The sequence below is a fragment of the Acetobacter malorum genome (assembly GCF_001580615.1).
GTDB lineage: Bacteria > Pseudomonadota > Alphaproteobacteria > Acetobacterales > Acetobacteraceae > Acetobacter > Acetobacter malorum.
The window spans coordinates 83646-98125 of sequence record NZ_LHZC01000055.1 but is presented as its reverse complement, the minus strand read 5'-3'; the positions used below and the strand labels follow the sequence as shown (position 1 = coordinate 98125).

Sequence of the window (14480 nt, the reverse complement as noted above, 5' to 3'; positions counted from 1 at the left end):
TCACCCCTAAACGATGCGTTTCCGCCTGAAAAGCCTGAGAAACGTTAGGCCTGCCCGGCGTTCTGCTCTTTGATCAGCGCCGCAAGGGCCGCATTACCCTGCCGCTGGGCCAGATCCAGCGCGTTCAGGCCCTCACCATCACGGTGGGTCGGGCTGGCTCCGGCTTTCAGCAGCAGCTTCGCCATGTCATCACGCCCGAACATGACGGCAAACATCAGCGGCGTGCGGCCCACAGCGTTGGGCACATCGACCTTCGCCCCCGCATCCAGCAGCAGGCGGGCGATGGGCAGAAAGCCTTTGAACGCCACGCCGGCCAGCGCCGTCGCCCCTTTTTCATCCTGCAAATCAGGCTTGGCCCCGCGTGCCAGCAACGTGCTGACAGCTTCCTCGTGGCCGTTATAGGAGGCCAGAATCAGTGGGGTGTAGCCTTTTTCCGCCCGCAGGTTGGGGTCCATCCCCGCGTCCAGAAAGCTGGAAAGCAGATCGGCCTCCCCTTCCCGCGCGGCGTTGATGAACAGGGCTTCCACCTGTTCCTGCGTAAAGTCACCAAAGAGCCCAGGTCCGGCTCCCGGGGTCTGCGTGCCCTGAGAACGCGGGTCCTGAGAAGAAACCTGTGTCATGCTCGACCTCCGGAAAAATTCTTATCAACTCAAATACAGCGCCAGCCACCGGCCCGGCGGACCGGGTGACGCTATGGACTGCCGCCCTCTATACTGCAAACGCCTCAGCCTGTGCAGCGTTTCCTGCCCATGGCGGGGCTGACCTGCCGGACGCAGAGGGCACGCCACCCCGGCCCCCAAAGCCCGCACATGGGGAAAAACCGCCTCTTTCCGTTGCCTCACGCGCAAGTGATAGCGCCTGCAAAGCAACGCCTTGTGATCCTCCCCCGACAAAAAACGGGAGGAAAACCGGCTCTCCCGCGTGTGCGTGGGAAAGAAGAAAAGCCCGTTTTGCATGCCAGAATAATCTCAAAAATGAGATTCAATTCTCCTCCCACGCAGCCTCCACCCCACCTGCTGCGTTACAGCCTGAGTGAACGGCCGACCGACCCGAAGAGAATGAGGCAGAGTCTCGCACCTGCTCTCTTGCCCAATAACGCCGGACCGTGTGATTGTGCACAACCCTGATCTCCTGCCGGCTGCTCCGGTGCGTGGTCTCACCGGGTCAAAACAAAAAACGTCCACTCTGAAGGATAGGTTAGCATGCGTGCCTCTTTTCCCACCCCTCTTCGCGCACCGAACGGTTTGGAAGCCGGGGGGACGGCCAACCTCGATAACCTGTGCATTAACACCATCCGCACGCTCTCTATGGATGGGGTTCAGAAAGCCAATTCAGGCCACCCCGGCACAGCCATGGCGCTGGCTCCGGTTGCCTATACCCTGTGGCAGGACGTTCTGAACTACGACCCGGCAGACCCGCTCTGGCCCAACCGGGACCGCTTTGTGCTGTCCATCGGCCATGCCTCCATGCTCATCTATTCGCTGATCTACCTTGCCGGTGTGCGGCAGGTGAAGAACGGCAAGGTGACCAATGAGCCATCCCTGACCATTGCTGACCTTGAGCAGTTCCGTCAGCTTGATTCCAAAACCCCCGGCCACCCGGAATACGGCCACACCACCGGCGTTGAGACGACCACCGGCCCGCTCGGGCAGGGCTGTGGGAACTCCGTCGGTATGGCGATGGCGGAAAAATGGCTGGCCGCACGCTTCAACAAGCCTGGCTTTGAGCTGTTCAACCACCATGTTTACACGCTGTGTGGCGATGGTGACATGATGGAAGGCATCTCCAGCGAGGCCGCCTCCACCGCAGGCCACCTCAAGCTGGGTAATCTGGTGTGGATGTATGATGCCAACCGCATCTCCATTGAAGGCTCCACCGACATTGCGCTGACAGAAGATGTTGCCGCCCGCTTTGCCGCCTATGGCTGGCAGGTGCTGGTGCTGAAGGACGCGAACGATACCGCTGCCCTGAAGGATCTGCTCGCTCAGGCCAAAGCCGAGACCGAACGCCCCACCTTTATTCTGGTCCACTCCGTCATTGCATGGGGTGCGCCGCATAAGGCTGGCACCGCCGCAGCGCATGGTGAACCGCTGGGTGCGGAAGAAATTCGCGAGACCAAAAAAGCCTATGGCTGGCCGGAAGACCAGAGCTTCTATGTGCCGGACGGCGTGCAGACCCACATGCAGGACGGCATGGGCACGCGCGGCGCCAAAGCCCGCGCCGCATGGGAAAAGCTGTTTGCCGAGTATCACACGGCCCACCCGGAACTGGCAGCTGAACTGGATGCCATTCTGGGCGGCAAACTGCCGGAAGGCTGGGACGCACAGATCCCGGTTTATGAAGCCAGTGAAAAAGGTATCGCCTCCCGCGCCAGCTCTGGTGAAGTGCTGAACGCTGTGGCTGGCCGCCTGCCCTGGCTGCTGGGTGGTTCGGCTGACCTCGCACCCTCCACCAAAACCAATCTGAAAGGCGAGGAAAGCTTCCAGCCTGCGGCATGGGGTGGGTCCTACGGTGGGCGGAACTTCCATTTTGGTGTGCGTGAGCATGCCATGGGCGCGATTGTAAACGGCATGGCCCTGTATGGCCTGCGTCCCTTCTGCGCCGGGTTCCTGATCTTCTCTGATTACATGAAGGCCCCCATCCGGCTTTCCGCCCTGATGCACCAGCCGGTGACCTACATCTTCACGCATGATTCCATCGGCGTGGGGGAAGACGGCCCGACGCATCAGCCTATCGAACAGCTTGTGCAGCTGCGCGCCACACCGGGCATGACCATTTTCCGCCCCGGTGACGCGAATGAAGTGGCCGAAGTCTGGCGCTACCTGATTGCCAAGCAGGATGGCCCGGTGGCACTGGCCCTCAGCCGCCAGAACCTGCCCACGCTGGACCGCACGCGCTTTGCCCCGGCCTCCGGCGCGGCAAAAGGCGGCTACATTCTGGCCGACAGCAAAGAGACGCCGAAGGTCATTCTGATTGCCTCCGGCAGTGAGCTTTCTGTGGCGGTCTCCGCGTATGAAGCGCTGACAAAAGACGGCATCCCGGCCCGCGTGGTCTCCCTGCCGAGCTGGGAAGTGTTTGAATCACAGCCACAATCTTACCGTGATACGGTGCTACCGCCTTCCGTCACGGGCCGCGTGACGATTGAAGCCGGCTCCCCCATCGGCTGGGACCGCTATGCGGGCCCAACGGGTGAAATTATCGCCATGCGCGGCTTCGGGGCCTCTGCTCCGGCTGGTCAGCTGGCGAAGAAATTCGGCTTTACGCCGGAAGCAGTGCTGGACGCAGCCCGCCGTCAGGTGGGCTGAGGCCGCAGCTTCATACGATAGTAGATGCTTCTATGCCGCCCGGTTCAGTCTGAAAGGCCGGGCGGTGTGCAGAAAGGATGCCAAGCATGACTGCCTCTTCTTCTAAAGGTGCCAACCCGCTGCGGGGCCTTGCCTCGGTCCAGCAGTCTCCGTGGCTTGACTTCATCCGCCGCTCCTTTGTTGAAGACGGCTCTCTGGCACGCCTTGTGCAGGACGACGATATTCGTGGTGTGACCTCCAACCCGGCCATTTTCCAGAAGGCTATGGGGGAAGGCACGGAATATGACGCGCAGATCCGCGATGTTCTGGCGCATGACAATGTCTCCCCCGGTGCTTTGTATGAAAAGCTGGCCGTGCGGGACATCAAGACCGCAGCCCATGTTCTGGCTCCGGTGTATGAGGCCACCCACAAGAAAGACGGGTTTGTCAGCCTTGAAGTCTCCCCCTATCTGGCGCGGGACGAAAAAGGCACAGCGCATGAAGCCCAGCGCCTGTGGGCCGATGTGGCTGAACCCAACCTGATGATCAAAATTCCGGCCACGCCGGAAAGCATCCCCGCCATCAGGCAGACCATTGCTGCGGGCATCAACGTCAACGTCACGCTGATTTTCGCGCTCTCTGCTTACAAAGCTGTGGTAGATGCGTGGCTGCTGGGGCTTGAAGACCTGCAGAAAAAGGGCGGTGACCTGTCCAAAGTCGCGTCCGTCGCCTCCTTCTTCGTCAGCCGCATTGACGGCAAGATTGATGGCGAAATTGATCGCCGCGTGAAAGCGGGTGACAAAGACGCAGACGCCCTGAAAGCCCTGCGCGGTAAGGTCGCCATTGCCAACGCCAAGGTGGCCTATGGCTACTGGCAGGAAATGATGCAGACCCCGCGCTGGAAGGCTCTGGAAGCCGCTGGTGCCCAGCCGCAGCGCCTGCTGTGGGCCTCCACCGGCACCAAGGACAAAGCCTATAGCGACGTGCTGTATGTGGACAGTCTGATTGGCCCGCACACCGTCAACACCGTGCCGCCTGCCACCATGGATGCATTCCGTGACCACGGCACCGTGTCCGAAACGCTGATGGCCGGCCTTGATGACGCCCGCCACGTGATGAATGAAGCCGAACGGCTGAAGCTGGATCTGGACGGCGTGACCGCCACACTGGTGGATGAAGGCGTGACCTCTTTTGAGGAAGCGTTTGACAGCCTGCTCGGCTCGGTCGCCGCCAAACAGCAGGCCATGCTGGGTGACAAGCTGACCGACATGAAGACCAGCCTCCCCGCCCCGCTGGAAGAAGCGGTGCAGAAAGGGCTGACGGCATGGCGTAAAGACGGCACCATCCGCAAGCTGTGGAACAGGGATGCCTCCGTCTGGACCAATGGCCCGGAAAGCAAGTGGCTGAACTGGCTCAACATTGTTGAAGACCGTCTGGCCCACCTGTCCGAGCTGGAAAGCTTTCAGGCAGAAGTGAAAGCCCGCAACTTCCAGCAGGTTCTGCTGATGGGCATGGGGGGCTCCAGCCTTGGGCCGGAAGTGCTGGCCATGACCTTTGGCAAGCATGAAGGCTTTGGCCACCTGTATGTGCTGGACAGCACGGACCCGCAGCAGGTTGCCACGTTTGAAAAAAAGATTGACCCGGCGAACACGCTGTTCATCGTCGCTTCCAAATCCGGTGGCACGCTTGAGCCGAACATCATGCTCGCCTACTTCCATGACCTTGCCAAACGCGCACTGGGTGAAAAGGCTGGGTCCCACTTTGTAGCCATTACCGATCCCGGCTCCAAGCTGGAAGCGCTGGCTAAAAAAGACGGCTTCTGGAAGATTTTTGCAGGCGACCCGCAGATTGGTGGCCGCTATTCCGTGCTGTCCAACTTCGGCATGGTGCCTGCCGCTGCGGCTGGCCTGCCGCTGAAGCTGTTCCTGGAAGACGCCCTGCGCGGCGTGCGCATGAGCGACGCCAGCGTGCCGCCAGCCCAGAACCCCGGTGTGACACTGGGCACTATTATGGGTGTGGCCGCAACGCAGTTCGGGCGGGACAAGCTGAGCATTATCGCCACGCCGCAGATTGCCGATTTTGGCGCATGGATGGAGCAGCTGATTGCTGAATCCACCGGCAAGCACGGCAAGGGCATCATCCCCATTGATGATGAAACACTGGGTGGCCCCAAACGCTACGGCGCAGACCGTCTGTTTGTTTACCTGCGTCTGGTGCCCGAGCACCGGCATGAGCAGGATGAAGCCATTGCCACGCTGATTGATGCCGGGCAGCCGGTTATCACCATCAATCTGCACAGCAAGCGCCAGATTGCGCAGGAATTCTTCCGCTGGGAGATTGCAACGGCTGTGGCCGGGGCGTTCCTGGGGATTGACCCGTTTGATCAGCCGGATGTGGAAGCCAGCAAGTTGGAAACCCGCAAGCTGACCGATGCCTATAACGAGACCGGCAAACTCCCTGCTGAGCAGCCGTTTGCGCAGCACGGGTCGTTCTCCTTTTTTGCGGACCCGGCCAACGCCAAAGCCCTGAAAGGGGACAGCGCGGAAGCTATTCTGAAAGCCCATTTCGACCGCGTGAAAGCGGGCGATTATGTGGGTCTGCTGGCCTATATCGAGCGTGACCGTGCGACGATGGAATGGATCCAGCACACCCGGCTGAAAATCCGTGATGCCAAGACCATTGCCACGGCGGCAGAGTTTGGCCCACGCTTCCTGCACTCCACGGGGCAGGCCTACAAAGGCGGACCCAACACGGGCGTGTTCCTGCAGATTACGGCGGATGACGCGAAGGATCTGCCGGTGCCGGGTGCCAACTACAGCTTTGGGGTGGTGAAAGCCGCACAGGCCCGTGGCGACTTTGACGTTCTGGCCGAACGGGGCCGCCGCGCCCTGCGCGTGCACATCCACGGCTCTCTGAAAGACGGTCTGGCCGCTCTGGCCACTGCGCTGCACGGCGCCCTGTAAAACACACGGTTTAAGATACGATTAAGACACGATAAGGAAAAACTGAGTATGCAGATCGGCATCGTCGGGCTTGGCAGAATGGGCGGCAATATTGCCGTCCGCCTCACACGGCATGGACATGACGTGGTGGTCTATGACCGTGACCCCGCAGCTGTTGAAAAAGTGGTGGCCCGTGCGGACGCCAGTCGTGCCGTTGGCGCCAGCAGCCTGACGGATGTGGTGGAAAAACTGGCAGGCCCGAAGCGCATTGTCTGGTCCATGCTCCCGGCTGGTGAGATTACGGAAGAAACCGTGATGTCTCTGGGCGGCCTGATGCAGCGCGGCGATATTGTGATTGATGGTGGCAACACCTACTACAAGGACGATATCCGCCGCGCCAAAACGCTGGCTGAAAAAGGCATTGATTATATTGATGTCGGCACCTCCGGCGGCGTGTGGGGCCTGGAACGCGGCTACTGCATGATGTACGGCGGCGCGAAGGAAGCTGCTGAACATATCGACCCCATCCTGTCCGCCCTTGCCCCCGGCATTGGCGATATTCCGCGCACCCCCGGCCGTGACCGTGAGGGCGTGGACCCGCGCGCCGAGCAGGGCTACCTGTATTGCGGCCCGGCAGGCTCCGGCCATTTTGTCAAAATGGTCCATAACGGCATTGAATACGGCATGATGCAGGCCTTTGCCGAAGGCTTTGACGTGATGTACCGCAAGGACGCCCCGCTGCTGCCGGAAGATGAACGCTTCTCGCTCAACATGGCGGATATTGCGGAAGTCTGGCGGCGTGGCAGCGTTGTCTCCTCCTGGCTGCTGGATCTGACGGCACAGGCGCTGACCAAGAATGAGTCCCTCTCCGAATTCTCCGGGGAAGTGAATGATTCCGGGGAAGGCCGCTGGACGATTGAAGCCGCGATTGAAGAAGCCGTGCCCGTGCCGGTGATGACGGCAGCGCTCTTCACCCGCTTCCGCTCCCGCTCTGGCAACACGTTCTCGGAAAAAGTGCTGTCTGCCATGCGGTATGGCTTTGGTGGACACGTTGAAACAAAAGACTAAGTGCGTATTTTAGCACATGCTTAACACTGGGAGCGCAGACGCAGCATGACGGTTACCGATAACGCCCTTCACGCCGCTCTTGCGCCCCCGGCGTCTCGCATCAAGCTGGTGGTATCCGATATGGACGGCACCTTGCTGACCCCGGAAAAGCAGGTCACGCACCACACGCTGGCCGCCGTGCAGGCGCTGAAAGACGCGGGTATTCCGCTGTGCCTCGTCAGCAGCCGCCCGCCGGGCGGGATTGAGATGTATTTTGATGTGCTCGGCCTGCACACGCCGTATGGCGCGTTAAATGGCGGCACAATCTTCAATGCCGACCGCACGGTGCGCTCCCAGCTGGCACTGGACCCGGGAGCGGTGCAGGACGCGCTGGATATGCTGAAAGTGCATAATCTGGATGCCTGGCTGTTCCGTGGGCATGAATGGCTGGTGGATAACCCCACCGGTGCGTATGTGGAGCCGGAACGCAAAGCCGTGCGTATGGACCCGCAGATCGTCTCCAGCTTTGCAGGCTCCACCACCGGTATTGGCAAAATCACCGGCTCCTCTGCCGATTATGATGCCGTTGCCCGGCAGGAAGCCGAAATTGGGATGCTGCTGGAAGGCCGCGCAAGTGTTGCCCGCTCCAGCCAGTGGTTCCTTGATATTACCCCGCTGGATGCCAACAAGGGCAACGCCCTGCGCCATCTGGCAGAGTTCTACGGGGTTGATCCTTCCGAAGTGGCCTGCATTGGCGATATGGACAACGATGTGCCGATGTTCAAAGTCGCAGGCCTTGCCATCGCCATGGGGCAGGCCTCCGAAGGTGTGGCCGCGCAGGCCCATTTTGTGACAGCCGCCAATACGGATGAAGGCTGGTCCAAAGCCATTGAAACCCTTGTGCTGCCCCGTGCGGTCTCCCTGAACGATCACCCCGCCAGCGCGCCTGCCGCATCCCCCGGCACGCCCGCCGGGGCCTGACCCATGCCCCGCCCGCCGCATGACATCCGGCTGGTGCTGGCTGATGTGGATGGCACACTGGTCACGCGGGAGAAAATTCTCACCCCGCGTGCTATCCGGGCCGTGCAGGCCTTGCGGGCGCGGGATATTCTGTTTGCCATTACATCCGGCAGGCCACCCCGTGGCATGGCCATGCTCATTGAGCCACTAGGGCTGACAACCCCGCTGGCAGGCTTTAACGGCGGCATGATGGTGCGGCCGGATATGCACCTTATCAGTGCCCTGCGCCTGCCCCGTACGGTTGCGGAAAAAACTCTCGCTTTGCTGAAAGAGCACGGTGTGCCCGCGTGGGTTTATACTTCGCAGGACTGGCTGGTGCCGGATGCCTCCGCGCCGCACGTGGCGCGGGAGCAATGGACAGTCAAATTCCCGCCCCGCGTCACCAGTTCTTATGATGACGTGCTGGATGATGTGATCAAGATTACCGGTGTGAGTGATGATGCGGAGCTGATGCGCCGCGTGGCCAACACGCTGGCGCAGGAGCTGGGGGCCTCGGCTTCCGCCGCCCTGTCTCAACCCTATTATGTTGACATCACCCACCCGGATGCCAACAAAGGCGGCGTTGTCCACACGCTGGAACGCCTGCTGAACATACCCGCCACCGCCATGCTCACCGTTGGGGATCAGCCAAATGATGTGCTGATGTTCCGCGCCAGTGGCACCTCCATTGCCATGGGGCAGGCGACAGAAAGCGTGCAAACCAGCGCCACATGGACAACTGCGTCTTCTGAAGAGGATGGGTTTGCCAAAGGCATTGAACGGTTTGTGCTCGGAGAGGACTGATATCATGACCGGACAGAACACCCGCACTGGCAAAGTTGCCGTTTTTGCAGACAGAGAAGCCGCCACGCGCCATCTGGCCGACTGGCTGCTGCAGGAGGCGCTGGCTAAAAAGGATGAGCCGTTCAGCATTGCCCTTTCCGGCGGCAGCACGCCGCAGCTACTGTACAGCATGATGGCATCCGAGCCGTATGCCAGCCGCTTCCCCTGGGCACGCATGGAGTTCTTTCTGGGGGATGACCGCTTTCTGGCGCATGACCATGAAGACAGCAATTCCGGCATGCTCCAGCGCCTGCTGTTCTCCCGCGTGCCGGTGCCGGCTGAAAATGTGCACCTCATCCCCACGGCAGGCACTGCGGAAGACGCCGCCAAAGAGTATGATGCCGAACTGAAAAAGTTTTACGGGGCAGACACCCTCCAGCCGGGCAAGCCGCTGTTTGATGTCAATCTGCTCGGGCTGGGCAGCGATGGCCATACGGCCTCCCTCTTCCCCGGTCAGCCGGTGCTGAAGGAACGCACGGCGTGGGTTTCCACCTGCGTGCCGCCCGTCGCCCCCTATACCCGCCTGACCATGACCTACCCGGCCATTGATGCCAGCCGCCATGTTGTCTTTCTGGTGGAAGGTGCCTCCAAGCGGGAGACGGTGGCCAAAGTCCGCGCGCAGGACCCCGCCTGCCCGGCGAGTGCCATTACCGCCATGGGCGATCTGACCTGGGTGCTGGACCGTGACGCCGCCCCGGCAGACGTATAAAACACCCACACCCTGACACCACACCCGACCATAAAAAAACAAAAATAAGGACCCTCTCCATGACCGGCAAAGCACCAGACCCCGCCGCCAACCTGAAACAGCAAGCCGCCATCAAGGCCGCATCACTGGTGCAGGACGGGATGGCCGTCGGCCTTGGCACAGGCTCCACAGCGTTTTTTGTCGTGGCGGAACTCGGCCGCCGCGTGCGGGAGGAAGGGCTGAAAATCTGCGCCATTCCCACCTCCGACGCTACGGAAGCACAGGCGCGGGAGGAAGGCATTCCGCTCACCACCTTTGCCGCCCATCCTGAACTCGACATTACCATTGATGGCGCGGATGAGATCGAGCCGCGCACGCTCAACCTCGTTAAAGGCCGGGGCGGCGCGCTGCTGCGGGAGAAAATTGTCGCCTCCGCCGCAAAGCAGTTTGTGATTGTGGCTGACAGCAGCAAGTATGTTGACCATTTGGGCATGCTCTGCCCGGTGCCGGTGGAAGTCATTCCCTTTGGCTGGGAGAATGTAGCGGTAAAGCTCGGCCGCATGGGCGCGCACGTTACCCCGCGCAAACACCGGGATGGCTCTTTTTATCTCACGGATGAAAAGAACCTGATTATGGATTGCGTGTTCGGCCCGATTGAAGACCCGCACAAGCTGGGCACGGATATCCACAGCATTGTGGGTGTGGTGGAACACGGGCTGTTTATTGAAATGGCGACGCAGGCCATTACCGCAGGCCCTGAGGGCATTCGCGTGATTACTCCCACCGTGTCCGACGGGCTGATTGCCACCCCGGCACTAGACCCGTCCGAGCCTGTCACCCGCGTGCCGCCCGTGCCGAACGAGAACGGCAGCAGCAAGACCGTGTTGCCGACACAGCCGGTGGCAAGCGGCATCAAAAAACAGTTGCTGGTGATTATGGGCGTTTCAGGCTCCGGCAAGACCACCATTGCGGAGGGCCTGCGCAATGAGCTGGGCTGGCCTTTTCAGGAAGGGGATGACCTGCACCCCGCCGCCAATGTTGCCAAAATGGCCGCCAGCATTCCGCTGAATGATGAAGACCGCTGGCCCTGGCTGGCCCGCTGCCAGGAATGGCTGGCCGAGTGTAACCGGGCGGGCACCGGCGGGATTCTCACCTGCTCCGCGCTGAAACATTCCTACCGGGATGTGCTGCGCAAAGGCGGGCTGGAGCCCATCTTTATCTATCTGCACACATCGGAAGCCGTGCTGCTGGAACGGCTGAAGCGCCGGCGGGGCCACTATATGCCCCCCACCCTGCTGCCCAGCCAGTTGCAGACGCTGGAAGCACCGGCGGCGGATGAACATGCCCTCAGCATGTCCGCAGATACCAATCCGGCTGAAACCATTGCGGAAATTCTGTCCTATCTGAAAACCATCTGACTTTAAGCAAAAGGGGGAATGCGCTGTGGGCCATAATTACGCAAAACCGCTGACATCCGGGCAGAAGATGGAACGGTTGCTCACGCGTATTCCCCCCTCATGGGCCATACGGATGGAGCGCGCGACGGGCCCCGCCTTATGGCGCGCCATGGTCCATGCGCCGGAAGCCGCCGAGGGCGCGTGGAGTGACGCGCATCAGGACCCGGCCGATGCGCTGGAAGACGCATGGCGGCGCAACCGGACGGTGCTGGCTTAACGCACCCGTCCGCGTTTGCGGGGCTGGCCGGTGAGCGGGTTGATCTGCTCCCGGCGCGGCGGTTTGGCTGTGGTATCCGGCACCACATGGCAGGGCACACCCTCCGCCCGGCGCGCTGCGGCAAAGCGTTCAGCATGGGTCAGCTGCGCGGCCTGATACAGCACTTTATCCCCCAGCATTACTTTGTGTTGTCGCACCGGTTCTTCCCTTTTCGTGTTTGGAGAGCCGCCATATTGCACCCGCGCCTTCTGTATTCTAACGTATATAATACGATCAGGTCCGGGATACTCATGCGCTCTTTCATGCTCCGTTGCAGACTGCTCTGCTCCTCGTCCCTCATGCTCAGCCTGCTGGGCGTGGGGCTGGCCACCCCTCTGGCTGTGTCCGGTCAGGCTGCCGCACAACCGGCGCATCCCGCAGCTGGCCCCGGCGCGCATGTTGTCGCGCAGGCCGTGGCCACCATGCCGACGGTGAATAATATCCCGGTCTATCCGCGCACGGTTACGGATATGAGTGGCGCCAGCGTTGCGCTGGACAAAAGTGCCGCCAACATTGCGGACCTCTGGTTTGCCCATAACGAGATTACCGTCATGCTCGGCGGGGCGGAACGCATTAAGGTCTCGGCAGACAAACCGGCGGACCTGCCCTGGCTGTTTAAGGTCGCCCCGATGCTGCGCTCGGCGGAAACCGGCGTCCACCCGGACAGTGTGAACCCGGAAGACCTGCTGAACCGCCATATCGGGCTGGTCTTTGTGCCCACCCATGCCAAGGCGGAAGAACTGCGCAAAACCGGCCTGCCTACGCTGGATGCGCACTACACCACACTGCCACAGATGCTCACCTCCGTGGACATGACGGCCGACGCCCTCGCCACGCCTTATGCGCATGAGATCGCCAGCGAATATCGCCAGAAGCTGGAAGCGTTGCAGCAGAGTCTGCACGCCCGCACGGTCTCCCTGCCCGCCTCCGCCCGCCCACGTGTGCTGCATATTGCCCGCCTTAACCCCCTGCAAATTGACGGCAAAGATACGCTGATTGATGCATGGATTCAGGCGGCTGGCGGTCGCAATGCGGCGGCAGAAGTTTCCGGCAACCATCGCCCCGTCACGTTTGAGCAGATTGCGGCCTGGAACCCGGATATGATTGTCATCGGGGCCAACGCCGGACCTCTGGCGGCAGACGCCCCGCTGCGCACCTTGGCAGCTTTCCAGAACGGCAAGGCATGGACCAACCCGCAGGGTGTGTTCCCGTGGGATCGCTACGGGTGTGAGGTTCTGCTTCAACTGGAATGGGCGGCCCAGCACGTCCAGCCGGAACTCTTCAAGGACATCGACGTGCGCCGGGACCTGAAAGCGTTCTACAAACAGTTCTTCCGCTACAGCCTGACGGATGACGACGTGACACGAATTCTGGCAGACCAGCCACCTATGGTTTTATAATAAAACGAGAAAATTTTTTATTATTCTAAAACTTTTCAACACAATAGAAATATATCAGAACTATTGATTTTTTTTGATTTTTTATATACAAAAAATCAATTTATTAAGGGACAGTCAGCATGCTTTTCTACAACCACTGCGGTCTAGGTATTACAAACCAAAAACTATCACTTACTGGTTTAGCTTATGAAGCACTCGAATATCAAGAAAGCATAATTTTACCTAATTTGGTAGACTTTGATCCCCGCATTAATACACACAAAGTAGTTCCTCTAGATGAATATTTTGAAATTTCTGCCATAAAAAATGTTATGGCTTCTTTTGGTGTAAATATTATTGATAACCCCACCGGAAATGAAGAAGATACTACTGATGGATGGCACTGTTTCTGTAAAGGTGCCAAAAAATATGGGGAAATAGGTCAACTCGGACGAAGTGCTCTTGGGGAAATGGGAGCACAAATCATCCGTACTTTCACCCCCAAGAAATTTATCCTGGAATTTTCAAATATTCTTTGCCAAAGCCTCTATGGCACTCTTGGTATCAAGCATGCGTTACAAATGCGCATTGAAAACGACTGGGTAGGGTTTTCCAGTTCTTCAGAGTCCTACAAAAATATTATACAAAAAACCATCAACACTTTTCCTGATATTCAATCTATATATATTTTATGTGATGAAAAAAATACTGACAAAAAGGAAGATGTAAGAAATTACTTTAAAAATGACTTTGGCGTTGACGCTTTTTTCAAAAGTGATTTTTTTGATATTTCCAAAAAAAATAATCTCTTTCTATCTCTTGTTGATTTTGAGATTGCCTCAAATGCTCGGTATTTTATTGGGAATTGTGAATCAACGTTTTCTTCTTTTGTAAGCTTTGAAAAATTTTGCAAAACATATGAACCTGTTTTAAATCACTATATCTACAATACATCAAAAGAAACCCTGCAAATTCGCCAGGATAGTGGTGGATCCACAATTCCGGCTGTTGCACAGGATAAAATTCACAGAAGAAAGAAACTTTTTTCTATAGAAGACTTTGAAAAAGAAAGAATTTGGAAAATAGAACTCAAGGCACACATTTCAAATCATGGAGATTTTATAAGTCGCTCTTTAATAACCGATGCCAGCCCTTGTGGAAATCTCGTCTGCGGCAGCATGGATGAACAGATGAGGTCCATAGAAGCATTTTCCATCACATCACATTCTCCTGATATCAATTTGGAATATCGAGCCAAACTAAAAGATGGAACCATCACTGAATGGAAAAGTAATGGTGATTTTTCAGGAACCATTGGAAATTCTCTTGCCATTCAAGCATTTGCAATTCGTATTACTGGACCTGCATCCTTAACATGCGATTGTATTTATGGCGGCCTGTTCCAAGGAGATCATTTTCCTATCAGAGCATCTAATGGGCAATGGTCTGAAGCACCTCAAGGCGGGAATTTGATTGCCATGCAAATTACTTTTTTGGAAAAATAATATCTATTCATCCATTCATTAACGCAGAGGAAATAGTTATATATTCTTATGGATACCCTCTTTAATATCCATAAGAAGAA

12 protein-coding genes and 1 pseudogene are annotated in these 14480 nt (G+C 58.2%); 11 read left to right on the top strand and 2 right to left on the bottom strand.

The window, feature by feature from the left end:
* Window positions 1–44: 44 nt before the first annotated feature.
* Complete coding sequence (locus tag AD930_RS13255; protein ID WP_061506627.1) at window positions 45–620, bottom strand: ankyrin repeat domain-containing protein; 576 nt, start codon at window positions 618–620, stop codon at window positions 45–47.
* 582 nt (window positions 621–1202) lie between these two features.
* Here AD930_RS13255 and tkt point away from each other — a divergent pair.
* The 9 genes and pseudogenes from tkt to AD930_RS13215 all read left to right on the top strand — a co-directional run bounded on the left by tkt (window position 1203) and on the right by AD930_RS13215 (window position 11477).
* On the top strand, window positions 1203–3305 hold the full coding sequence (gene tkt, locus AD930_RS13250) for a transketolase (RefSeq protein ID WP_061506626.1): 2103 nt from the start codon (window positions 1203–1205) through the stop codon (window positions 3303–3305).
* An 86-nt stretch (window positions 3306–3391) separates the two neighbouring features.
* The gene (locus AD930_RS13245) at window positions 3392–6247 is read left to right on the top strand and encodes a bifunctional transaldolase/phosoglucose isomerase (RefSeq protein WP_061506625.1); all 2856 of its coding nucleotides are present in this window, start codon (window positions 3392–3394) and stop codon (window positions 6245–6247) included.
* 48 nt (window positions 6248–6295) lie between these two features.
* Window positions 6296–7294 (top strand): phosphogluconate dehydrogenase (NAD(+)-dependent, decarboxylating), encoded by a 999-nt coding sequence (gene gnd, locus AD930_RS13240; RefSeq protein ID WP_061506624.1) that lies wholly within the window; start codon window positions 6296–6298, stop codon window positions 7292–7294.
* Window positions 7295–7339: 45 nt separating this feature from the next.
* The gene (locus tag AD930_RS13235) at window positions 7340–8254 is read left to right on the top strand and encodes a Cof-type HAD-IIB family hydrolase (RefSeq protein WP_061506623.1); all 915 of its coding nucleotides are present in this window, start codon (window positions 7340–7342) and stop codon (window positions 8252–8254) included.
* A 3-nt stretch (window positions 8255–8257) separates the two neighbouring features.
* On the top strand, window positions 8258–9076 hold the full coding sequence (locus tag AD930_RS13230) for a Cof-type HAD-IIB family hydrolase (protein ID WP_061506622.1): 819 nt from the start codon (window positions 8258–8260) through the stop codon (window positions 9074–9076).
* Between the two features lie 4 nt (window positions 9077–9080).
* On the top strand, window positions 9081–9824 hold the full coding sequence (gene pgl, locus AD930_RS13225; protein WP_061506621.1) for a 6-phosphogluconolactonase: 744 nt from the start codon (window positions 9081–9083) through the stop codon (window positions 9822–9824).
* 59 nt (window positions 9825–9883) lie between these two features.
* Window positions 9884–10585: pseudogene (gene rpiA, locus AD930_RS13220) on the top strand (ribose-5-phosphate isomerase RpiA); the annotation flags it as partial.
* A 153-nt stretch (window positions 10586–10738) separates the two neighbouring features.
* On the top strand, window positions 10739–11221 hold the full coding sequence (locus AD930_RS18335; protein WP_081894091.1) for a gluconokinase: 483 nt from the start codon (window positions 10739–10741) through the stop codon (window positions 11219–11221).
* A 25-nt stretch (window positions 11222–11246) separates the two neighbouring features.
* Entirely contained in the window at window positions 11247–11477 is a 231-nt protein-coding gene (locus AD930_RS13215; RefSeq protein ID WP_043549563.1) for a hypothetical protein, read from the top strand.
* On the opposite strand, the gene AD930_RS13210 is transcribed toward AD930_RS13215, so the two are convergent.
* On the bottom strand, window positions 11474–11674 hold the full coding sequence (locus tag AD930_RS13210) for a hypothetical protein (protein ID WP_208598613.1): 201 nt from the start codon (window positions 11672–11674) through the stop codon (window positions 11474–11476). The genes AD930_RS13215 and AD930_RS13210 overlap by 4 nt on opposite strands.
* Before the next feature lie 105 nt (window positions 11675–11779).
* Here AD930_RS13210 and AD930_RS13205 point away from each other — a divergent pair, with 105 nt between their 5' ends.
* Together AD930_RS13205 and AD930_RS13200 are read left to right on the top strand one after the other, a co-directional pair.
* Window positions 11780–12916 (top strand): ABC transporter substrate-binding protein, encoded by a 1137-nt coding sequence (locus AD930_RS13205; protein ID WP_244150590.1) that lies wholly within the window; start codon window positions 11780–11782, stop codon window positions 12914–12916.
* Between the two features lie 119 nt (window positions 12917–13035).
* Window positions 13036–14400, top strand: a complete 1365-nt coding sequence (locus AD930_RS13200; RefSeq protein WP_082781884.1) for a hypothetical protein — start codon at window positions 13036–13038, stop codon at window positions 14398–14400.
* Window positions 14401–14480 lie beyond the last annotated feature (80 nt).

What these genes read in the sequence shown, in the direction of transcription:
- gnd (WP_061506624.1), top strand. Translation starts at nt 6,296, where the DNA reads ATGCAGATCGGCATCGTCGGGCTTGGCAGAATGGGCGGCAATATTGCC.
- AD930_RS13235 (WP_061506623.1), top strand. Translation starts at nt 7,340, where the DNA reads ATGACGGTTACCGATAACGCCCTTCACGCCGCTCTTGCGCCCCCGGCG.
- AD930_RS18335 (WP_081894091.1), top strand. Translation starts at nt 10,739, where the DNA reads ATGGGCGTTTCAGGCTCCGGCAAGACCACCATTGCGGAGGGCCTGCGC.
- AD930_RS13205 (WP_244150590.1), top strand. Translation starts at nt 11,780, where the DNA reads ATGCTCCGTTGCAGACTGCTCTGCTCCTCGTCCCTCATGCTCAGCCTG.
- AD930_RS13230 (WP_061506622.1), top strand. Translation starts at nt 8,258, where the DNA reads ATGCCCCGCCCGCCGCATGACATCCGGCTGGTGCTGGCTGATGTGGAT.
- pgl (WP_061506621.1), top strand. Translation starts at nt 9,081, where the DNA reads ATGACCGGACAGAACACCCGCACTGGCAAAGTTGCCGTTTTTGCAGAC.
- AD930_RS13255 (WP_061506627.1), bottom strand. Translation starts at nt 620, where the DNA reads ATGACACAGGTTTCTTCTCAGGACCCGCGTTCTCAGGGCACGCAGACC.
- tkt (WP_061506626.1), top strand. Translation starts at nt 1,203, where the DNA reads ATGCGTGCCTCTTTTCCCACCCCTCTTCGCGCACCGAACGGTTTGGAA.
- AD930_RS13200 (WP_082781884.1), top strand. Translation starts at nt 13,036, where the DNA reads ATGCTTTTCTACAACCACTGCGGTCTAGGTATTACAAACCAAAAACTA.
- AD930_RS13245 (WP_061506625.1), top strand. Translation starts at nt 3,392, where the DNA reads ATGACTGCCTCTTCTTCTAAAGGTGCCAACCCGCTGCGGGGCCTTGCC.